Below are 19,693 nucleotides of genomic sequence, written 5' to 3' on the forward strand. Positions count from 1 at the left end.
CACCTCCTCGGTCGCCCCCTCCGCGTCTCCTGACCACCCCCCCTTTCCCCTTTTTTTTTCTTCCCCCCCCCCTCCCTGTTTTTCCCCCCCACTCCCCGCGCGGTCGGCCCCGGCGGATCGGTGCGCGCGTTCGGATCGGTACGCGCGGTCGAGTCGGTGGATGCGACCCGCACGGTGGGCACGACCGGCACGGTGGGCACGACCGGCACGGTGGGTGCGGCCCGCACGGTCGAAGCGGTGGCGGCGGTCAAGCCGGACCCGGACGTCGACCCGGGCAGCATCGGCATCCGGCTGCTGGAGGCCCCGGTCATCCGCCGGAACGACCCGCGGGCGTTGCGCTACATCGTCGACCATCTGCCGCCGGGAAAGACGATCAAGCGGAAGGTCCTGGTGACCAACCACACCGGCCAACGCCGGCGGATCGACATCTATCCCGGTGCCGCCACGCTGGAGCGGCAGCGGTTCGTGTTCGGCGAGGGACGGACGGCCAACGAGCTGAGTTCCTGGGTGAGCCTGGACCGCACGTCCGTGACCCTGGACGCCTGGGCGGAGGCCCAGGCGCGGGTCACGATCAGCGTGCCGCCCCGAGCATCGGCGGGCGAGCGGTACGGGGTGGTATGGGCCTCCGCCACCTCCTCGCCGGGCCAGGTGACCCAGATCCACCGGGTGGGCGTCCGGATCTACCTCGACATCGGGCCGGGTGGGGAGCCGGTGTCAGACTTCACCATCGGTGACCTGATCCCGGCGCGCAGCATCGAGGGACAGCCCTCGGTCACAATCCAGACGGTGAACACGGGTGCCCGGGCCCTCGACCTGACCGGGCAGGTCTCGTTGAGCGATGGACCGGCAGGCACCCGTGCCGGCCCCTTCGAGGTGGTCCAGGGCACGACGCTCGCCCCCGGCGAGTCCGGCCAGGTCATCGCCCGACTTCCGAACGAGTTGGCGAACGGGCCGTGGAAACTCACGGTCAACCTGGAGAGCGGGATGGTGAAGAAGAGCGCCACCCGAAAGGTCACCTTCCCGGATCCGGGCAGGGTGGGCAGCTCAGCGCCGACCCTCGCCCAACTGGTGGCCCGCTGGGGGCCACCGCTGGCAGTCGGTGTGCTGGCGGTGACGGTCATCGTGGTCCTGCTGCTCCGGCGAGCGCGGCGACGGGCACTGTCCCGACTGTGAGGTCGGCACGGCCGGGCCCGCCGGCACGGCCGGATCCGCCGGGCCCGACGAGATCCGGCTCACCGAGCCCGGCGACGGACCGCCCACCAGCCCAGGAGCAGCAGCGCCACGCCGAAAAGTGCCAGCAGCACGGCGGCCCGGCCGGGCCCGAAGCCGGTCACCGGTAGCCGCCCGCCAGCATGGGTGGGCGGAGGCTGGGTCGGTGGCTGTGGCTCGGACCAGGTCGGTTGCGGCCCGGGCTGCGTCGGCGGAGCGGACCCGGTCGGGGTCGGCTGGGCCGGTACGACCTCGAAGCTGATTCCCGTTCCCGCCGAGGCCGTCGCCCGGATCACCGCCGGTGCCGGCGCCTGCACGGGTCTGTTGGCGCCACCGGGTAACAGCACCAACGATGCCGCCGCGACCCCCAGGCCGCAGCCGGCCAGGAGCCTCACCGTCGTTCCTTCCGCATGCCGCATCCCCCGCTCTGGCACCCACCTAGCTGGAACGTACCGCCTGGTGATCCCATGCGAAGCGCTTTCGAATCCCACCAGCCGCGCCGGGCATCCCGACGCTACGACTCGCCGCCCAGTCCACCGGTACGACTCGCCGCTCAGCTGGCTGCCAGCAGGACGGGCCGGGCCGCCAGGTAGTACCGCTGGTCGGCGGCGCTCGGGTCGACCGGCGGCGCCAGCCGTTCGACCGCCACGAACCCGTCGGCGGCGTACGCGGCCCCGGGATCCCAGCCCAGCCCGTCCTCGCCGTACCGCAGGTCGAAGCGGGACCGTTCGCGGCCGGTGGCGGAGTCGATGGTGAGCAGCTCCCGGTCCACGGTGAGCAGGTGTACCCGGCCCGGCTCGACCGCGAGGATCGTCGTACCCGTCTCGGCCGTGCGCCGCCAGCCCCTGGCCGCGCCCCGCACCGGCCGGGCGACGACATCGGTGCCGTTGGCCTCCACCGCCAATCCGTCGACGACGGTGCTGCCGGCCGAGTCGAGCGCGGCCACGGCCTCGGGTTCGGTCCGGTCCACCAACCAGCCGTGCCCGCCCGTGCCGTCGGTGACCCGCAGTGCCGGGCATCCGGACCTGCCGGCCGCGCAGCCCAGGCCCACCAGGTTGAGCCGCTCGGCGCTGGCGGCCGACCGCCAGCGCCGGACGACCGCGCCGGTGCCCGGGCTGCGGAACTCGACCGCCCACGGGCTACCGCAGGTGTCCACCGCGACCAGCTGACCCGCCGCCGTGGTCAACTCGTCCGCCCGGCAGGCGGCCGGCACATCGGCCTGCCACAACCGCCGCCCGGTCCCGGCGTCGAGTCCCACCAGTTCGGTCCGGCCGGCCACGGTCAGCACGACGGGTCCGCCCGGCGGTCGGGCCAGGCGCAGACCTGGCGCGTCGTAGCTGGTACGGGCACCGGTGCGCTGCCCGTCGTAGCGGGTGTCGGTCGCCGGTCCGGCCGCCCGCCAGGCCACCCGACCGGTGCGCGCGGCCAGCGCCACCACCTCGCCGTCCGACCAACGGGTCACCACCAGCGGCTCGCCACCGCCCGTACCCGCCGACGGAGCGGCAGTACTCCCGGTGCCCGACGGGCCGACGGCGCCACTGGTGCCCGACGGGTCGGCAGCGCCACCGGGGATCGACGGGTCGACGGCGCCACCGGGGATCGACGGGTCGACGGCGACCAGGCCGGTGAGCTGCGCCGGCCAGCGCCGGTACGCCCAGTACGGAGTGTTGCGGTACTTCGCGTCGACCGGTCCGTCCGCGCTCACCTCGCGGGGCGCCGCCGACACCCGGATCCGGCCCGCGACGATCAGCGGAGCCGTCGGCAGGGTGCCGATCACTCCCGGCGGGCTGTCGGGCGCGGCCGGATAGCTCGCCGGCCGGGCCGCCGTGAGCACCTCGGCGGGAGCGAAGACCCGGTAGGCAACCACGCCGGTCAGCGCGACCACCAGCACCGCCGCGCCGGCACCGATGGTCCGACGGAGCCGCCGCGAGATCGCCATACCCGGACCCTATCCACCGGCCGACCAGCCCACGCCACAGCCCAGCAACCTCGATCACCGACCTGGCGGGAGCTGTCGCCGCTGGGGTCCACCAGGCAGCTCGACCAAGCCCAACCACCAGGGGTTTCCGCCGACCCGCCCACGACGGGATCAAGCCCGACCGCCCAAGGGTTTCCGCCGACCCCGCCCACGACGGGATCAAGCCTGACCGCCCAGAGTGGGCGGGGTCGGCGGAAACCCCACCGTGGACGAGGCCAGCGGAACCCCCGGGCGCGGTCGCGGAACCCCCACCCGGAGTGGGCCGGGGTCGGCGGAACCCGAAAGGTGAGCGCGCGAACCGATCAGGCTGCCGTGGCCGGGTCGCCCCGGTGGTGCCGTTCGCGGCCGGCCCGTCGCTCCACGGCGGCGGCCAGGTCGGCCAGGTCGCGCCGCAGCGCCCCCTCGACGGTCCGGGCCGCCAGGCCGCCGAACATCAGCGCCAGCAACCGACCGTACGGGGCGGTGGGGCCGCCCTCCTGGATCGCCGTGACCGTGGTCGAACCCCGGTGTCGGCCCATGGTGACCGGGGTGAACCGGTAGGTGATCCGGTAGTCGGCGCCGACCCCGGGCGACGCCAACACGCACAGCAGCGGCGGATCGATCCGCTGCACCACGTACTCCTCGCCGACCTGGAGACCGTCCGGCAGGGTCCGCACCTCGCGCCATCGGGTGCCGGTGTCGAACGGGCCGGCCGAGCGGACTTCCACGCTCTCCACCGTGGACAGGTGGGTGGCCCGCGCGGGCAGGTCGGTGAAGACCCGCCACAACTCGTCAACGTCGGCGCCGATCATCCTGGTCACTGCCACCGTCGACATGGGCACCTCCCGTCACAACGGTACGACTCCCCGCGCGATCCGTCACCGGGTTATCCGCACTGAGTAACCGGGGTTACAGACCCTCCCGGCTGGCGGGAAAGACCAATTGATCGGATGGCCCGCCATCCATCGTTATGGTCGGATACCCGATCAGCGGAGGGTGAGCGTTGCGTCGCTCAGGGCAAATAGGCAGACTCGAATCAACGCCGTCCGCACCGGCGCCCCTCCGGGGCCGGTCCGCGGGACGGGCCCGGGGTACGCGCGGTGGTCGGCGCGGTTGACGGGGAGGCGGCAATCTCGATGCGGCAGGACGGGGACGACTGGCCGGCGGAGCCGGGACCGGCCCGCGCATGGTGGGAGAACCCCGGCCAGCCGACGCCGTACCTGCTCTGGGGGCTGCTCTGGTGCCGGTGCGGCACTCCGATGGTGCCCGTGGACCGGCGCGGTCGACTCGGGTCACCGGAACGCTTCTACCGCTGCGACGCCGGGTGCGGGCGGTCTCCCGTACCGGCCGGGGGTCTTGAGGGTGAGGTGTTCCAGGCGGTGGCGGCGGCCGCGCTGGACCGCTCCCCCCGGTGGACCCTCCAGTGGTGGTGGACCAGGCGGACCGTCCACCTGCGGGCGGACCCGGACCAGCGACGGCGGTTGATCCGGCGGTGGGTCCGCAGGGTGGTCGCCGACGCGGGCCAGCCACCCCTGGTCCTCTGGGCCGATTACGCCCCGGCGTCGTCCTGACCTTCGGACGGTCCACCGGACCGGTTGGAACCCGCCGATCCACCGACGGTTCCACCGCCCGCCGTGCCGGCGGTCAACGACGCCGGCCAGATGGTGCCGGTGACGTCGCCCAGCGCCACCGTCGTACCGTCCGGGCCGGCGGCGGTCGCCGTGATCGTGACGGTGTCGCCGTCGGCCAGGAAGGTCCGGTCCGAGCCGTCGGACAGCCGTACCGGTTCGGCGCCGCCCCAGGTCAGCTCAAGGAAGGAGCCGACCTGGCCGCGTTCGGGCCCGGACACGGTGCCGGAGGCGTACAGATCGCCGGTGCGCAGGGCGGCGCCGTTGACGCTCAGGTGCGCGAGCTGCTGGGCGGGCGTCCAGTACATGCCCGCGAACGGCGGCTCGCTGACCCGGTCACCGTTCCAGTCGACCGCCAGCCGCAGATCCAGGCCGAGTCGCGGTACGTCGCGCAGGTAGTCCAGCACCGGCGGGTCCTGCTCGGGAGCCGGCACCCAGGCGTCGGCGAGCGCCTCCAGCGGTACGACCCAGGCCGACATCGAGGTCGCGAACGACTTGCCCAGGAACGGGCCCAAGGGCTGGTACTCCCATGCCTGGATGTCCCGGGCGGACCAGTCGTTCACCAGGACGACCCCGAAGACGTGCGCCGCGAAGTCCGCCACCGGCACCGGTTCGCCGAGGGCGGAGGGGACTCCGACGACGAAGCCGACCTCCGCCTCGATGTCCAGTCGGGTCGACGGGCCGAAGACGGGGCCGTCGGCGGACCGGCGCTGGCCGCACGGGCGGACGATGGGCGTACCGGACACCACCACCGTGCCGCTCCGGCCGTGGTAACCGATCGGCAGGTGCCGCCAGTTCGGCAGGATGGCCGGCTGGCCCGGCCGGAAGATCTGGCCGACGTTGCCCGCGTGGTGCTCCGACGAGTAGAAGTCGACGTAGTCGGCGACCTCGATCGGCAACAGCAGTTCGACGTCCGCGAGCGGGACGAGCAGCGGTTCGACCGCCGCCCGGTGCGTGGTGTCGGTGAGCAGTTCGACGATCCGCTCCCGCACCGCCGTCCACTGCGGCCGGCCGAGCGCCAGGAACTCGTTGAGCGTCGAGCTGAGCAGCGCGCCACCGGCCAGGATCAACCCGGCCCGCTCGGCCGCGGCCAGGTCGAAGACCAGGTCGGCGACGCGGACCCCGATCCGCGGTTCGGCACCGGGGGCACGGAACACCCCGTACGGCAGGTTGTGCGTGCCGTACGGGGAGCCCACCGCGTCGGATACCCAGGTCATGTCACGGATCTCCCGTTCACCAGTTCCAGCCGGATGAGGTCGTCCACCGGGTCACCGACGCTGCACGAACCGAACCCGATCCACAGCGGCCGGGTCCCGTCGCGGTGCGCCCGGATGGGCTCCACCAGCCGGAGCCGATCGGTCGCGGCGAGCAGTTCGGCCACCTCCGCCACCTCGGCGCCGTCGCTGGCGGCGAGCGTAGCGGCGAGCACGTTGCCGAACCCGTGGTGCACGAAGCCGGTCTCCGGATCGGCGTGCCGGACGGCATGGTGCAGTCCGGCGGTGAGCTTGAACGGCACCGCCCGGTCGCGGCAGGCGCAGATCACCGCGGCGAGTTCGACAGGCGTGGGGAACAGCTCGGCCGCCAGTCCCCCGGTGCGGAACTTCGCCGCCATCCGGACGCCTGCGGCACGCGCGGCGGCGATCGTGTCGAGTGCGGCCAGCAGCCCGAAGGTGAGCGGCACTTCGGCGTAGAAGTCCAGGTCCGGCCGGTCGGCGGCCAGCCGCGTCAGCCCGGCCAGGCCCGGCTGGGGGTCCTCGCCCCGCTTGGCCACCGCCATCTCGACCTGCCGGACGGTGGTCCCGGCCGGCGCGGGGTGGTTCAGCACGTCGGACAGGCGGTCGATCCCGATGTCACCGACCAGCCCGAGTTGGATGACCTCACCGGAGCACAGCCGGGGGGTGCCGGAGGCGAGCACCGGGCCGGTTTCATCAGCCGGCTCGACGAGGCCGTCCAGTGCCCCCGTGCTGACGGCGGAGGCGGGCAGCAGCAGGGGACCGACCAGATCGGCGTACCAGGCGGCCCGGTGCCGGCGGTGCGCGACGACGGCGTCGGGCACCGTCGCGCTGCCGGGTGGAAAGACCGCGGCGTCGTCGATCAGCCCGGCGAGCAACCGGGGCACCTGCGTTGACACGAACAGAGAACTTACGGGACGCTACGAGTAACGGACAACCGTGTCCGATTATCGGACACCATCGGCCGGTAACCGGGACGAATCGGGAGGCGGAATGCCGTACTACCGCAGCGTCGGCGAGGTGCCCCGCAAGCGACACACCCAGTTCCGCCAGCCCGACGGAAGCCTGTACGCCGAGGAGCTGATGGGTCAGGAGGGCTTCTCGTCCGACTCCTCGCTGCTCTACCACCGGCACCTGCCGACCGCCATCGTGGCCGCCGAGGCGTTCGACCGGCCCGCCGTCACCCGCGCCCCCAACCTGCCGCTCAAGCCCCGGCACCTGCGTACCCACAAGCTGGACTCCGCCGGCGCCGACCCGGTGCTCGACCGGCGGTACCTGCTGGCCAACGACGACGTCCGGCTCGCCTACGCGGTGGCCGACCGGCCGTCCCCGCTCTACCGCAGCGCCCTCGGCGACGAGTGCCTGTACGTGGAGTCCGGCGCGCTGCGGGTCGAATCCACGTTCGGGACCCTGGACGTGGGCGCCGGCGACTACGTGATCATCCCGACCTCGGTCATCCACCGGCTCGTCCCGACCGGCGACGACCCGGTCCGGCTGCTGGCCATCGAGGCGACCGGGCACATCGGCCCGCCCAAGCGGTACCTGTCGGTGCGTGGCCAGTTCCTGGAGCACTCGCCGTACTGCGAACGGGACGTCCGCGGCCCCGACGGGCCGCTGCTGGTCGACGAGACGGACGTCGAGGTCCTGGTCAAGCACCGGGCCCGCACGGGTCGCCCCGGCGGCGACGGTACGGCCTGGACCCGGTACGTCTACGCCAACCACCCGTTCGACGTGGTCGGCTGGGACGGGCACCTCTACCCCTGGGCGTTCTCGATCCACGACTTCGAGCCGATCACCGGCCGGGTCCACCAGCCGCCACCGGTGCACCAGACGTTCCAGGGTCCGAACTTCGTGATCTGCTCGTTCGTGCCGCGCAAGGTCGACTACCACCCACAGGCGATCCCGGTGCCGTACAACCACCACAACGTCGACTCCGACGAGATGATGTTCTACACGGGCGGCAACTACGAGGCCCGCCGCGGCTCCGGCATCGAACAGGGCTCCATCTCGCTGCACCCGGGCGGCTTCACCCACGGCCCGCAGCCCGGTGCCGTCGAACGGGCCATCGGGGCGGACTTCTTCGACGAACTGGCCGTGATGGTGGACACGTTCCGCCCGCTGGACCTGTGCGAATCGGGACTGGCCTGCGAAGACCCCGGGTACGCCTGGACCTGGGCCGGCCGGAGTGGGAGTTAAGAAGGGGCCCTTTCTATACAAAAAGCGATAACAGGGTGCCCTTCCTTACTGATGGACGGTGGCGACGGCGATCGCCGCCAGTCCCTCGGCCCGGCCGGTCAGCCCGAGCCCGTCGGTGGTGGTACCGGAGACCGTCACCGGTGCGCCAACGGCCGCGCTCAACACCTGCTGCGCCTCGTCCCGACGCCGACCGATCTTCGGGCGTACCCCGATGACCTGGATCGAGACGTTTCCGATCTCCAGCCCGGCCGCGCGTACCCGGCGGGCGGTCTCGGACAGCAGCGCCACCCCGGCCGCGCCCGCCCACTCCGGTTCGGCCACGCCGTAGTTCGACCCGAGATCGCCGAGCCCGGCAGCCGAGAGCAGGGCATCGCAGGCCGCGTGCGCGGCCACGTCGCCGTCCGAGTGTCCGGCGAGCCCGTCCACGTCCGGCCACAGCAGGCCGGCGACCCAGCACGGCCGGCCGGCCTCGAAGGCGTGCACGTCGGTACCCACGCCCACCCGGGGAACGATCATGAGACGAGGGTACGCCAGCACGACCTCGACGACCCAAAACCGCACCCTCGCCCCCACCCCCCACCCCCACCCGTTGCCGCTGCTGACAACGCGGCCACGCCGAGATCTTGGAGTTCCGTTGCCCTCCGGGGGGTAGAGGAAATCCAAAATCCGAATCGGCCCCGCCGCCGAGTCGGCTGGGGGGCCGACGGGAGGGCCGGGGGCCTGCCGGGGCCGGCGGGTGGGAGGCCTGCCGGGGCTGGCGGGCGGGCCGGGTCGGCCGGGGGGCCGGGGAGGCCGGGAGGCCGGGGGGCCGGCGGGAGGCCGGAGGCCGGAGGCCGGGGGGCCGGCGGGAGGCCGGAGGCCGGAGGCCGGGGGGCCGGCGGGAGGCCGGGGGCCGGGGGCCGGGGGGGGCCGACGGGTGGGAGGCCGGCCGGGGGCCGGCGGGCGGGCCGGGGGGCCGGCCGAGGGCTGGCGGGTAGGAGACCGGCCGGAGGGCCGGAGGGCGAGGGGGGTCAGGGGAGTGGGTGGGTCAGGAGGTGTTCGGCGAGGAGGAGGTCGAACGGGCGGGTGATCTTCAACGCGTACTCGGAGCCCGGTACACACGTCACCGGCACGCCCTGCTTCTCGGCCAGGCCCGCGTCGTCGGTCAGCGGATCGACGGCCGCGGCATGGGCGGCCACCAGCACCGCCCGACGGAAACCCTGTGGGGTCTGCACGGCCCGTAGCGTCGCCCGATCGACCGTGCCCAGCACGAGGTCGTCGCCGGAGACCTCCTTGATCGTGTCGACCACCGGCAGCACCGGGATCACGGCGTCCCGGCCAGCCCGCACCGCCGCCGCCACCGACTCGACCAGCTGTGCCGGGGCGAGTGCCCGCGCGGCGTCGTGGACCAGGATGATCTCGGGGCCGGGAGGCACCGCGGCGAGCGCGGCGGCCACCGATTCCTGCCGGGTCACCCCGCCGGGCACCACGGTGACCGGCGCCACCGGGGCCAGCAGCGCCCGTACGGTTTCCAGCTCGGCGACGGGGGCGGCCACGATGATCGATCGTACGGACGGCGCGGCCGCGATCCGCCGCACGGCGTGGACCAGCAGTGGTTCGCCAGCGAGTGGTCGCAGCGCCTTGGGCGCCCCCGGGCCGAGGCGTACGCCGGCACCACCCGCAGGAACAAGGACCGCGACGTCACCGCACGGATTGAGCTGCGCGGTCACGTCGCGGTCCTCAGATGGTGATGGCCGGAGAGTGTCAGGCCTCGGTCAGCACCTTGTCGAGGAGGGTCTCCGCCTCGTCCTTGGTGCTCTTCTCGGCGAGCGCGACCTCGCCGACCAGAATGTCCCGGGCCTTCGCGAGCATCCGCTTCTCGCCCGCCGACAGGCCACGCTCACGCTCACGACGCCAAAGATCCCGCACGACCTCGGCAACCTTCAGCGGGTTACCGGAGGCCAGCTTCTCCAGGTTCGCCTTGTAGCGCCGCGACCAGTTCGTGGGTTCCTCGGTGTGCGGAGCACGGAGGACATCGAAGACCTTGCCCAGGCCCTCCTCGCCGACCACTTCGCGCACGCCCACGATCTCGGCGTTCTCGGCAGGCACCCGGACCGTGAGGTCACCCTGAGCGACCCTCAGGACGAGGTACTGCTTGGGCTCGCCCTTGATGACCCGAGTCTCGATTGCCTCGATGAGTGCGGCCCCGTGGTGGGGGTAAACAACGGTCTCGCCGACACTGAAAACCATAGGTTCGAAACCCCTTTCGCTGTGTCTAGGGTAACACGCTCAGGCACCCATGTCTCACCGCAGTCCTGACCGTTAACGCAGCTCAGAGGCCCTGTGAGAGGTCTTTCTTCGGCTTGACAGCCCGCCGAATCAATGGTTTCAACACGCTGAGTTACGTACAGATCACCCGCCGACAGGGCGGCGGCACCGCTGGTCGGCGTACGCCGTCCGTTACCAATGGTATCTCCCCGGTACGGCCCGACAGGCCCGGAACGAGGGGTAGGTAACCCCACACACTGGCGGTACGCCGTCCCGTGCGGGACGCTGGAAGCCGAGCAGCACCCGTCTTCGCCGACCCCGGGAGGCGCGATGAGTTCGTCGGGCAATGGCGACGGTTGGCCGGAGGGCGGGCTGCCCGACCTACCGCCCGACTGGGGACCGGTGATAATCCCCGACAACGCCGCGGAGCTGGCCCTCGAGGCCGCTGCCGTGCGCCGCGAGCTGCGCCGGCGGTCCCAGGCCGCCCGCTGGCAGCGCCGGTTCGGCCGGTTCTCCCTGGCCGGGCCGCGACTCGCCCGGCTGCCCCTGCTGGTCCTCATGATCGCCATCCTGGCGACGCTGGCCAGCCTCTTCACGGTGATCCGGGCCAACCCGAGCCGGCAGCCCGGGGTACGGACCAGCAATCCGACGGTCGTGCCGTCCACCGGAGGCAGCGGCAGCACCCCGACGGGCACGCTGCCGGCCCTCGACCTGATCGGCGAGCGTGGCGAACTCGTCTCGCTGCGCAGCCTGCTGCCCGCGCTGATCATGGTGGTGGACGGCTGCTCCTGCGAACGGCAACTCGACGCCGCCGCCCTCGCCGCACCCCCTGAGGTGACCGTCGTCGCGCTCGTCAGCGGTCGGGTCCCGGCCGGCCCGGTCGCCGGTCGCCCCACCTCGTCCCGGCCGATCCGGCGGCTCGTCGACCCGACCGGCGAGGTGCGCTCCTCGCTGCGACTCAGCTCCCCCGACGGCCGCGCCACCGCCGTGCTCGTCGGCCGGTCGGCCCGGATCGTACGCATCCAGTCCGGCTCGTCGGACCCGGCCGCCGAGTACGGCACCGAGCTACCCGAGCTGGTCAACCGCTGATCGGGCCGCCGCACCGGTCCAGCAGTGTGGCGTACAGGGTGAGGCCCGGGCCGAACGCGAGCATGAGCACCCGCGCGGGCGGTCGGGCCGCTCGCCGCATCCGGTCCAGGATCAGCAACGTGGTCGGCGACGAGCAGTTGCCATGCTCCGCCAGCGTCTCCCGGGACGCGGCCAGCGCCTCGGGCCCGAGACCCAGCTCGCGCTCCACCACGGTGAGGATGCGCGGCCCGCCCGGGTGCACCGCCCAGCCGTCCACGTCGGACCGGTCCAGGCCGTGCCGGCCCAGCACCTCGTCCACCAGCCGGGCCACGTGCGCGGCCAGCACCTGCGGGACGCGCGGCGACAGCCCCATCCGGAATCCGGTGTCGGTGACCTCCCAGGTCATGTGGTCCGCCGTGGAGGTGTCGGTGACCGCCGCGACCTCCCGGACGACGTACCCGGGCAGGCCGCCGGAGCCGGGCAGGGTGCCGCCGGGCAGATCGCGACCGGGCCGCAGCACCGCCGCGACGGCCGCGTCCGAGAACAGCGCGTGCGAGACGATCTGCTGGGTGTCCACCCGGGCCGTCGCGGGCTGGATGTGCAGGCTGGTCAGTTCCGCGCAGAGCAGCAGCGCGGGGCGACCCCGGGCCGCCACGAAGTCGCTCACCGCGCCCAGCCCCGGCAGGGCCGCGTAGCAGCCCATGTGCCCGATGAACAGCCGTTGGGTGTCGGTGGCCATCCCCATGTCCCGGGCCAGCAGAATGTCCAGCCCGGGAGTCGCGTACCCGGTGCAGGAGCAGACCGCGAACAGGCCGAGATCCTGTGCGGACAGGCCGGCGGCGGTCAGCGCCCGATCCACCGCCTCCTTGCCGAGCGGCAACGCCTCGGTCAGATAGCGCCGCATCCGCCGCTCGGTCGGCCAGTCCGACACGTCCTCCAGCAGCGGGTTCACCGCCGCCTGCCGGGTGGTCACGCCAGAGTTCGCGAAGATCCGTTCGGCCAGCGCCCGGGTGGGGCCGGCGAAGTGCCCGGCGAAGAATCCCGACCACAACTCCTGCTGGGACGCCCGGGGCGGCAACGCCACGCCCAGTCCCGCGAGCACCGGTGGTTCCGTCATGAGGTCCGCCTCTCGTCTCGGCACCATCGGCTCAACCGGCCCCGGCCGGCGCTCACCATCGGGGCGCCGAGCCGTCCCGGTCCGGGTCCCCGCCCAGCGCCGCGATGCCCAGCCAGTCGGCACAGACATCGGAGGTGGCCGGGTGCAGCGACCCGCACCGGGCGTCCCGGTAGAGCCGCTCCAGCGGGTGCCCACGCCGGGTCGACGACGTCCCGGCCGCCTCCACCATGGACGCCGCCACCTCGGCCGCCGTCGTCCCGGCCAGCAGCTTGGCCCGCCACACCCACCGGTTCGTCTCCTCGTCACCGGGCGCCTCGTCCACCCGGCGCGCCGCCTCGGCGACCACCAGACCGGTGGCGGCCACCGCCGCGTCGGCCCGACCGACCCGGGCCCGCACGGCCGGCAGTCCGGTCAGCCCGCGCTCGTTCAGGTGCGCCACCGCCGCGTCGACCGCCGCCCGCGCCACCCCGACGTAGACCGCCGCGTAACTGGCCACCAGCCAGTGCGGCATCAGTTGCGCCACCACCAGCGCCAGCCCTTCGACGCCGCCGAGCAGCCGGTCGGCCGGTACGACGGTGTCCAGGTGCAGATCGTGCGAGGCGGTGGCCCGCATGCCGAGCGCGTCCCAGGTCGGTTCGACCGTCACCCCGGCCGACGCCGGCACCAGGAACTGCGACACCACGGACTGGTCCGCGGCGCTGCGGGCGGCCACCAGATAGGCGTCGGCGTGACCGGCGCCGGAGCAGAACGTCTTGGCACCCTTGATGTGGTAACCGCCGTCCACCGGTTCGTAGACGGTGGACAACTGCGACAGCCGCGCTCCCGCGCCACGCTCGCTCATGGCCACGCCGTACCAGGAACCGGCCGCCGCGTCCGCGAGCAGCCGGTCGCGGGCGGCGAGCGCCTCGTCCGGGATGCCGAGCGCCTCGGCCAGTTCCTCGGTGACCGCGCCCAGCGCGCCGGTCACCGAGGCGTGCATGTTGAACACCAGCGCCGTCGCGCCGTTACCCCGGGCCAGCTCCGTCGCGACCGCCGCGTAGCCGGCGAAGCTGGACCCCAGGCCACCCTGTTCGGGCGGCACCATCAGCCCGAGCAGCCCCGCGGCGCCGAGGTCCGCGAAGTCCGCCACCGGAAAGGACCCCTCCCGGTCGTGCTCCGCGGCCCGGGCCGCGAACCGCGGCGCCAACCGGCGCGCGGCGTCGAGCGCATCCACCGCCATACCGCCCCCTTCGCCCATCGCCATTACCCCCATCGGGATCCGCTATCCGCTCTTGACACCCCGACCCTGGTAGAGGACGGCGGTCGACCAGGTGGGAACGATCCGTGGCGCGACCCCGACCGTGGCCACCCGGACCGGGCCGGCGGTGTCCACCGTGGTCCCGGCGGATCGGACGCCGGCCGGGTCGGGCCGGGCCGGGCCGGTGGTGTCCACCGTGGTCCCGGCGGGTCGGACGCCGCTCGGGTCGGTCCGGGCCGGACCCGTGCCGGCGCTCATGTTCCGCGCCGGCAGAGCCCGGCGCACCAGCCAACGAAGCGTGCCCCACAGCTGCGGACGGACGCCACGGACCCGCAGCGGTACGCCGTGCCGGGCACACTCGGCGACCAGTTCCCGGGCGTTCACGAACAACCGTGGGTCGTGGATGCCGCGCGGCACCCCGGGCAGCAGCTCGGCCACCCGGATGGACAGCAACCGGCTCAGTCCGGTGTCGTTGAGCGTGTCGAGCACCAGGGTGCCCCCTGGCCGCAGCACCCGACACGCCTCGGTCACCGCGCGCCGCCAGTCCGGCACGTGCTCCAGCAGCTCGCCCACGGCCACCACATCGGCGCAGGCGTCGCGGAGCGGGACCGCCATGGCGTCCCCGTTGACCGTCGCCACGCCATGCGCGGCGGCCTGGTCGAGAGCCGACCGGGTCAGGTCGACGCCCACGTGCCGGTAGCCGCGCTCCGCGACGTACGGGGCGAGCAGCCCGGCCCCACAGCCGAGGTCGACCAGGACGGCGCCGGAGCGCCGGGCCGGTGGCACCAGTTCGGCCCTGGCCGCGGCCAGCCAGTGCAGCATCGCGAACGCGCCGTCCGGCCGCCACCACTCGTCGGCCAGGTCGTCGTACTGCCCGAGGTCGTTGCGGGGACGAGCGGGAGCCGACGACGGGATGGCGACGCGGGCTCCCTCGTCTCGCATGGTGTCGAGCGTGGCACGACTCGCGGGTAACGGCCAGACTTCCCGTGTGCCGTGTCAGGTGTTGGGGCTGATCAGAGCCAGTCATCCGGAGCCCGCGGTGGCGGTCACCACCGTCACCGTGCTGCTGGCCGCCGGTGCGGGTCACCGGCCGAGCGGGCTGGTCGCGTTGGGTGCCACCGTGCTGGCCAGCCAACTCGCGGTGGGCTGGAGCAACGACTGGCTGGACGCCGACCGGGACACCCGGGTCGGCCGCCGGGACAAACCGGTGCCGGCCGGACAGGTCGAGCGGCGGACCGTCGGGGCCGCCGCCCTGGTCGCGACGGTGGCCACGCCGCTGCTGGCGCTGCTGCTGAACCCGCTGTCCGCCGCCTGCGTGGTCCTGGCCCTGGTGTCGGCGCTGCTCTACAACTGGCCGCTGAAGTCGACCCCGCTGTCGGTGCTGCCGTACGCGGTGTCCTTCGGCGCGCTGCCCGCGAGTGTGGTCCTGGCCCTGCCCGGTGCGCCGGCCCCACCGGTCTGGCTGCCGGTGGCCGGCGCGCTGCTCGGTGCGGGGGCGCACTTCGCGAACGCGCTCCCCGATCTCGACGACGACGTCCGGACCGGTATCCGGGGGCTGCCGCACCGGCTCGGTCCCGGCCGGTCCGCCCTGGCCGCCAGCGCACTGCTGGCGACCGCCACCGCGGTGCTGGTCTTCGGCCCGGCCGGGCCGCCGTCCTGGGCCGGTTGGACGGCGGCCGTCGCCACCGTGGTCGTCCTGCTCCTCGGCTGGTACGTCGGCCGGCCCGACCCCGTCGACCCGCCGGTGGCCCGGCCGGTCGCCGCGTTCCGGGCGGTCATGCTGGTCGCGGTGATCGACGTGGTGCTGCTGATCCTCGGCGGCCGGTTGAGGTGAACGGGTCGGGACAGCCACCTGCCGACCCTCCCGATCACCGGGTCCGCATACAGCGGCCGATCACGGGCAACTACCCTGGAGCCCGGCCCAGGGACGGCCACGGATCGTGACGAGGAGGACCGACGTGACGCGCTCGATCAGCCGAACCCGGCGGGTGGCGCTGCTGCTGGCCGGCGGGGCCGCGGCCGCCATCACCCCGCTGCTGGCCGGGTGCGGGGCTGGACAGATCGCCGAGACCGCCAAGATCGAGCCAGCCATCGCCGGCGTGAACACGCAGAGCAGTGACGGTTCCTTCAAGGTCCGCGATCTCGCCGTCGACTACGTCGGCACGTCCGGTTACCAGGCCGGCGCGGACGCGACCGTGCACGCGGTCCTGTACAACGACGCCCAGAACCCGGTCACCGTCAAGATCGGCTCCAGTTCGGCCGCATCGGTCGCGCTGGCCACCGGGCCGGCGCCCAGCGCGGTTCCGGGTGCGGGACAGCCGACCGCCACGCCGGGCGGCAGCGCCACGGTGAGCCCGGGCCCCACCCGGTCGACCGGTGCGCCGTCCAGCCCGTACCCGGGTGGCCTTCCCGGCACCGGGACGCCCAGCCCGTCGACCTCCACGGAAACGCAGGCGACGCCGTCAGCCGGCGCCACCGAGTCGCCGTCGGCCGGCGCGACCGGCGCGACTCCGGCCGGACCAGCCAGCATCGAGATCCCGGCACACGGCTTCGTCGTCCTCGACCGTCAGGCCGGAAGCCACCTGCGGCTGGTCGGCCTGTCCGGCGCACTGGCTCCGGGCCAGTCGGTGCAGTTGACCTTCGAGGTGAACGGCCAGCAGTTGACCGCCTCGGCGCCGGTCGGCGTGCCGCTGACGCCCGCACCGACCGCACCGCCGGTCGTGGGCACCGGCGAAGAGGCCGCCAGCCACAGCTGACCCGCCAGCCACGGCGGGCCGCCCGGACCGTCTGGACTGGCGGGTACGGCGTTGTTGACCCGCCCAGCCCTCGGTTGTCACACCGGTTGGTTACCGTTCCGGTGTGACTTCCCGCGCGGTACCCCGTACCGGATCGACCTCCCGGAGCCGGGGGGCGACCCGCGAGCCTCGTCCGGCGTACGCGTGCGACGCCTGCGGCCACCAGCCGCCCAAATGGGTGGGCCGGTGTCCGGAGTGCGGCGAGTGGGGTTCCGTCGTCGAGTCGACGCTCACCGGGCCGACCGTCTCGGGCCGGGTGGTCAGTTCGCGGGCACCGGCCGAGCCGGCCAGGCCGATCGCCACGATCAGCGCCGCGCCCGCTCGGGCCCGCCCCACCGGCGTCGCCGAGTTGGACCGGGTGCTCGGCGGCGGTCTGGTGCCCGGTGCCGTGGTGCTGCTCGCGGGTGAACCGGGGGTGGGCAAGTCGACCCTCCTGTTGGACGTCGCCCAGCAGTGGGCCACCGGTGCTGGCAGCCCGTCGCTGGTGGTCAGCGGGGAGGAGTCGGTCAGCCAGGTCCGACTGCGGGCCGAGCGGATGGGCGCCCTGCACGACCAGCTCTACCTCGCCGCCGAGAGCGACCTGGCAGCGGTGCTGGGACACCTCGACGCGGTCAAGCCGGGTCTGTTGGTGCTCGACTCCGTGCAGACGATCTCGATGCCGGGCACCGAGGGCGTCTCCGGCGGCGTCACCCAGGTCCGGGCCGTCACGGCGGCACTGGTGGCGGTGGCCAAGGAGCGCGGCATCGCGACCGTGCTGGTGGGCCACGTCACCAAGGACGGTCAGGTGGCCGGCCCCCGGGTACTCGAACACCTGGTCGACGTGGTGCTGCACTTCGAGGGCGACAAGCACTCCTCGCTGCGGATGGTGCGCGGGGTGAAGAACCGGTTCGGCGCGGCCGACGAGGTGGGCTGCTTCGAGATGCACGAGGGCGGCATCACCAGCCTCGCCGACCCGTCGGGGCTGTTCCTCACCCGCTATTCCGAGCCCGTGCCCGGCACCTGCGTGACGGTGGCGATGGAGGGCCGGCGAGCGCTGGTCACCGAGGTGCAGGCGTTGATCGGCGCCACCGTGGCCGGTTCTCCGCGACGTACCGTGTCGGGCCTGGACGGGGCCCGGCTGGCGATGGTGCTCGCGGTCCTGCAGCGGCGCACCGACCGGCTCACCCTGCACGACCGGGAGGTCTTCGCGGCCACCGTGGGCGGCATCCGGGTGGTCGAGCCGGCGGCCGACCTGGCGGTCGCGCTCGCCGTGGCCTCCGGCGGGATCAACCTGGCCATTGCCCCGCACCTGGTGGCCATCGGCGAGGTTGGCCTCACCGGCGAGGTCCGCCGGGTCGGCGCGGTGCCGCGACGACTGGCCGAGGCAGCCCGCCTGGGCTTCCGGTATGCGCTCGTTCCGCCCGGTTGTGGCCCCGAAGCGTCCGGAATCCGGCCGGACGGCATGCGGGTGACCGAGGTGGGCGACCTACGGACGGCACTGAACATGGCCGCCCGGCTCTCCGCCGATGACTGACCACTCGGCCACGCTCCGCCAGGCCGTGGCACATCACAGTAACCACGACGGCACCCACCGCAGACCAGTCCGTAGACTGTCCGGGTGCCGATCGACCGCGACGCGAACCGAATCACCGGCGCCATCCCGCAGGTCCGGGCTGGTGCCCCGGCCGCGTCGGCGCGCCCCATCTCCGCCGGCATGGCGATGAGCGCGCCCGGCTCCACCGGTGACCCGTTGCGGGCCAATCTGGCACTCATGGCCCCGGGCACCGCGCTGCGTGACGGGCTTGAGCGGATCCTCCGGGGCCGCACCGGCGCGCTGATCGTGCTCGGGTACGACAAGACCGTCGAGTCGTTGTGCACCGGCGGATTCCCGCTGGATGTCGAGTTCTCCGCCACCCGGGTCCGCGAGCTGTGCAAGATGGACGGCGCGGTGGTGCTGTCCAGCGACGGCACCCGGATCGTACGGGCCGCGGTGCATCTGATGCCCGATCCGTCAATCCTGACCGAGGAGTCCGGCACCCGGCACCGGACCGCCGAACGGGTGGCCCGGCAGACCGGCTACCCGGTCATCTCGGTCAGCCAGTCGATGCGGATCATCAGCCTCTACGTGAACGGCCAGCGGCACGTCCTGGACGACTCGGCCGCCATCCTGTCCCGGGCCAACCAGGCGTTGGCCACCCTCGAGCGGTACAAGCTGCGGCTGGACGAGGTCTCCGGCACCCTCTCCGCGCTGGAGATCGAGGATCTCGTCACGGTGCGCGATGCCGTGGCCGTGGTGCAGCGGCTGGAGATGGTCCGGCGGATCGCCGACGAGATCGCGGGGTACGTCGTCGAGCTGGGCACCGACGGCCGGCTGCTGGCCCTCCAGCTCGACGAGCTGATGGCGGGCGTGGACGCCGACCGGACCCTGGTGATCCGGGACTATCTGCCGGTCGGTCGCAAGTCGCGCACCCTCGACGAGGCCCTGGTCGAGCTGGACCTGCTGACCGCGACCGAGCTGATCGACCTGGTCTCGGTGGCCCGGTCGATCGGTTACGCCGGTGCCTCGGACGCGCTGGAGGCCGCCGTGAGTCCGCGCGGCTTCCGGTTGCTCGCCAAGGTGCCCCGGCTGCCGACCTCCATCGTCGATCGGCTGGTCAGTCACTTCGGCACGCTGCAACGACTGCTCGGCGCCACGGTCGAGGACCTCCAGGCCGTCGAAGGCGTGGGCGACGCCCGGGCCCGCAGCGTCCGGGAGGGGCTGTCCCGCCTCGCCGAGTCCTCAATCCTGGAACGCTACGTCTGACGACCCACCAGGGCGCCGGGCCCAACCAGAGCGCCACCACCAGAGGTCTCGCCGAGCCCACCCACCACGGGCGCCAGGCCCAACCAGAGAAGCGCCACCACCAGCGGTCTCGCCGGGCCCACCCACCACGGGCGCCAGGCCCGACCATCGGAGCGCCACCACCAGAGGTCTCGCCGGGCCCGCCCACGACGGGATCAAGCCTGACCGCCCAGAGTGGGCGGGCCC

Annotated in this window: 18 protein-coding genes and 1 pseudogene; 8 read left to right on the forward strand and 11 right to left on the reverse strand. The window is 73.4% G+C overall.

What is annotated here, in order from left to right; all coding sequences use genetic code 11:
* The first annotated feature begins 120 nt into the window (after positions 1–120).
* On the forward strand, positions 121–1,173 hold the full coding sequence (locus ACXN5W_RS28560; RefSeq protein WP_473161482.1) for a hypothetical protein: 1,053 nt from the start codon (positions 121–123) through the stop codon (positions 1,171–1,173).
* A 59-nt stretch (positions 1,174–1,232) separates the two neighbouring features.
* On the opposite strand, the gene ACXN5W_RS28565 is transcribed toward ACXN5W_RS28560, so the two are convergent.
* The 3 genes from ACXN5W_RS28565 to ACXN5W_RS28575 all read right to left on the reverse strand — a co-directional run bounded on the left by ACXN5W_RS28565 (position 1,233) and on the right by ACXN5W_RS28575 (position 4,002).
* Positions 1,233–1,604, reverse strand: coding sequence for a hypothetical protein (locus ACXN5W_RS28565; RefSeq protein WP_473161483.1), 372 nt, complete (start codon positions 1,602–1,604; stop codon positions 1,233–1,235).
* Between the two features lie 158 nt (positions 1,605–1,762).
* On the reverse strand, positions 1,763–3,148 hold the full coding sequence (locus tag ACXN5W_RS28570) for an outer membrane protein assembly factor BamB family protein (RefSeq protein ID WP_473161484.1): 1,386 nt from the start codon (positions 3,146–3,148) through the stop codon (positions 1,763–1,765).
* Positions 3,149–3,489: 341 nt separating this feature from the next.
* Positions 3,490–4,002, reverse strand: coding sequence for an SRPBCC family protein (locus tag ACXN5W_RS28575; RefSeq protein ID WP_473161485.1), 513 nt, complete (start codon positions 4,000–4,002; stop codon positions 3,490–3,492).
* Positions 4,003–4,266: 264 nt separating this feature from the next.
* On the opposite strand from ACXN5W_RS28575, the gene ACXN5W_RS28580 reads away from it, so the two are divergent.
* Positions 4,267–4,737, forward strand: coding sequence for a hypothetical protein (locus ACXN5W_RS28580; protein WP_473161486.1), 471 nt, complete (start codon positions 4,267–4,269; stop codon positions 4,735–4,737).
* Positions 4,738–4,826: 89 nt separating this feature from the next.
* Here ACXN5W_RS28580 and fahA read toward each other — a convergent pair.
* Positions 4,827–6,011: pseudogene (fahA, locus tag ACXN5W_RS28585) on the reverse strand (fumarylacetoacetase); the annotation flags it as partial.
* On the reverse strand, positions 6,008–6,925 hold the full coding sequence (locus tag ACXN5W_RS28590; RefSeq protein ID WP_473161487.1) for a hypothetical protein: 918 nt from the start codon (positions 6,923–6,925) through the stop codon (positions 6,008–6,010). The pseudogene fahA and the gene ACXN5W_RS28590, both read right to left, overlap by 4 nt.
* A 94-nt stretch (positions 6,926–7,019) precedes the next feature.
* Between ACXN5W_RS28590 and ACXN5W_RS28595 the strand changes: the two genes are divergently transcribed.
* Complete coding sequence (locus tag ACXN5W_RS28595) at positions 7,020–8,222, forward strand: cupin domain-containing protein (RefSeq protein WP_473161488.1); 1,203 nt, start codon at positions 7,020–7,022, stop codon at positions 8,220–8,222.
* Positions 8,223–8,267: 45 nt separating this feature from the next.
* Here the strand turns inward: ACXN5W_RS28595 and ispF are convergent, their stop codons facing one another.
* From ispF to ACXN5W_RS28610, 3 genes are all read right to left on the reverse strand, one after another.
* Positions 8,268–8,738 (reverse strand): 2-C-methyl-D-erythritol 2,4-cyclodiphosphate synthase, encoded by a 471-nt coding sequence (gene ispF, locus ACXN5W_RS28600; RefSeq protein ID WP_473161489.1) that lies wholly within the window; start codon positions 8,736–8,738, stop codon positions 8,268–8,270.
* A 494-nt stretch (positions 8,739–9,232) separates the two neighbouring features.
* A complete protein-coding gene (gene ispD / locus ACXN5W_RS28605) occupies positions 9,233–9,931 on the reverse strand; it encodes a 2-C-methyl-D-erythritol 4-phosphate cytidylyltransferase (protein WP_473161490.1) in 699 nt (232 codons plus the stop codon).
* Between the two features lie 34 nt (positions 9,932–9,965).
* Positions 9,966–10,451, reverse strand: coding sequence for a CarD family transcriptional regulator (locus tag ACXN5W_RS28610; RefSeq protein WP_007073334.1), 486 nt, complete (start codon positions 10,449–10,451; stop codon positions 9,966–9,968).
* Between the two features lie 348 nt (positions 10,452–10,799).
* Between ACXN5W_RS28610 and ACXN5W_RS28615 the strand changes: the two genes are divergently transcribed.
* On the forward strand, positions 10,800–11,558 hold the full coding sequence (locus tag ACXN5W_RS28615) for a hypothetical protein (RefSeq protein ID WP_473161491.1): 759 nt from the start codon (positions 10,800–10,802) through the stop codon (positions 11,556–11,558).
* Here the strand turns inward: ACXN5W_RS28615 and ACXN5W_RS28620 are convergent.
* From ACXN5W_RS28620 to ACXN5W_RS28630, 3 genes are read right to left on the reverse strand one after another with little or no spacing between them, the layout of a single operon-like run.
* Complete coding sequence (locus ACXN5W_RS28620; RefSeq protein WP_473161492.1) at positions 11,548–12,654, reverse strand: type III polyketide synthase; 1,107 nt, start codon at positions 12,652–12,654, stop codon at positions 11,548–11,550. The genes ACXN5W_RS28615 and ACXN5W_RS28620 overlap by 11 nt on opposite strands.
* Positions 12,655–12,706: 52 nt before the next feature.
* Entirely contained in the window at positions 12,707–13,873 is a 1,167-nt protein-coding gene (locus ACXN5W_RS28625) for an acyl-CoA dehydrogenase family protein (RefSeq protein WP_473161493.1), read from the reverse strand.
* Between the two features lie 42 nt (positions 13,874–13,915).
* Complete coding sequence (locus ACXN5W_RS28630; RefSeq protein WP_473161494.1) at positions 13,916–14,833, reverse strand: methyltransferase domain-containing protein; 918 nt, start codon at positions 14,831–14,833, stop codon at positions 13,916–13,918.
* Here ACXN5W_RS28630 and ACXN5W_RS28635 point away from each other — a divergent pair.
* The 4 genes from ACXN5W_RS28635 to disA all read left to right on the forward strand — a co-directional run bounded on the left by ACXN5W_RS28635 (position 14,832) and on the right by disA (position 19,468).
* Positions 14,832–15,725: a UbiA family prenyltransferase gene (locus tag ACXN5W_RS28635; protein WP_473161495.1), complete on the forward strand. Its 894-nt coding sequence runs from the start codon at positions 14,832–14,834 to the stop codon at positions 15,723–15,725. The two genes, ACXN5W_RS28630 and ACXN5W_RS28635, sit on opposite strands and share 2 nt — an antisense overlap.
* Before the next feature lie 124 nt (positions 15,726–15,849).
* On the forward strand, positions 15,850–16,647 hold the full coding sequence (locus tag ACXN5W_RS28640; RefSeq protein ID WP_473161496.1) for a copper chaperone PCu(A)C: 798 nt from the start codon (positions 15,850–15,852) through the stop codon (positions 16,645–16,647).
* Between the two features lie 103 nt (positions 16,648–16,750).
* Positions 16,751–18,199, forward strand: coding sequence for a DNA repair protein RadA (gene radA / locus ACXN5W_RS28645; RefSeq protein WP_473161497.1), 1,449 nt, complete (start codon positions 16,751–16,753; stop codon positions 18,197–18,199).
* An 84-nt stretch (positions 18,200–18,283) separates the two neighbouring features.
* Positions 18,284–19,468: a DNA integrity scanning diadenylate cyclase DisA gene (gene disA / locus ACXN5W_RS28650; protein ID WP_473161498.1), complete on the forward strand. Its 1,185-nt coding sequence runs from the start codon at positions 18,284–18,286 to the stop codon at positions 19,466–19,468.
* Positions 19,469–19,693: the final 225 nt, after the last annotated feature.

Source organism: Plantactinospora sp. A48, from assembly GCF_055793945.1.

Excerpts from the sequence above, each read along its gene's own strand:
- ACXN5W_RS28570 (WP_473161484.1), bottom strand. The coding sequence starts at position 3,148 with ATGGCGATCTCGCGGCGGCTCCGTCGGACCATCGGTGCCGGCGCGGCG.
- ACXN5W_RS28575 (WP_473161485.1), bottom strand. The coding sequence starts at position 4,002 with ATGTCGACGGTGGCAGTGACCAGGATGATCGGCGCCGACGTTGACGAG.
- ACXN5W_RS28595 (WP_473161488.1), top strand. The coding sequence starts at position 7,020 with ATGCCGTACTACCGCAGCGTCGGCGAGGTGCCCCGCAAGCGACACACC.
- ispF (WP_473161489.1), bottom strand. The coding sequence starts at position 8,738 with ATGATCGTTCCCCGGGTGGGCGTGGGTACCGACGTGCACGCCTTCGAG.
- ACXN5W_RS28610 (WP_007073334.1), bottom strand. The coding sequence starts at position 10,451 with ATGGTTTTCAGTGTCGGCGAGACCGTTGTTTACCCCCACCACGGGGCC.
- ACXN5W_RS28615 (WP_473161491.1), top strand. The coding sequence starts at position 10,800 with ATGAGTTCGTCGGGCAATGGCGACGGTTGGCCGGAGGGCGGGCTGCCC.
- ACXN5W_RS28620 (WP_473161492.1), bottom strand. The coding sequence starts at position 12,654 with ATGACGGAACCACCGGTGCTCGCGGGACTGGGCGTGGCGTTGCCGCCC.
- ACXN5W_RS28625 (WP_473161493.1), bottom strand. The coding sequence starts at position 13,873 with ATGGCGGTGGATGCGCTCGACGCCGCGCGCCGGTTGGCGCCGCGGTTC.
- ACXN5W_RS28635 (WP_473161495.1), top strand. The coding sequence starts at position 14,832 with ATGGTGTCGAGCGTGGCACGACTCGCGGGTAACGGCCAGACTTCCCGT.
- ACXN5W_RS28630 (WP_473161494.1), bottom strand. The coding sequence starts at position 14,833 with ATGCGAGACGAGGGAGCCCGCGTCGCCATCCCGTCGTCGGCTCCCGCT.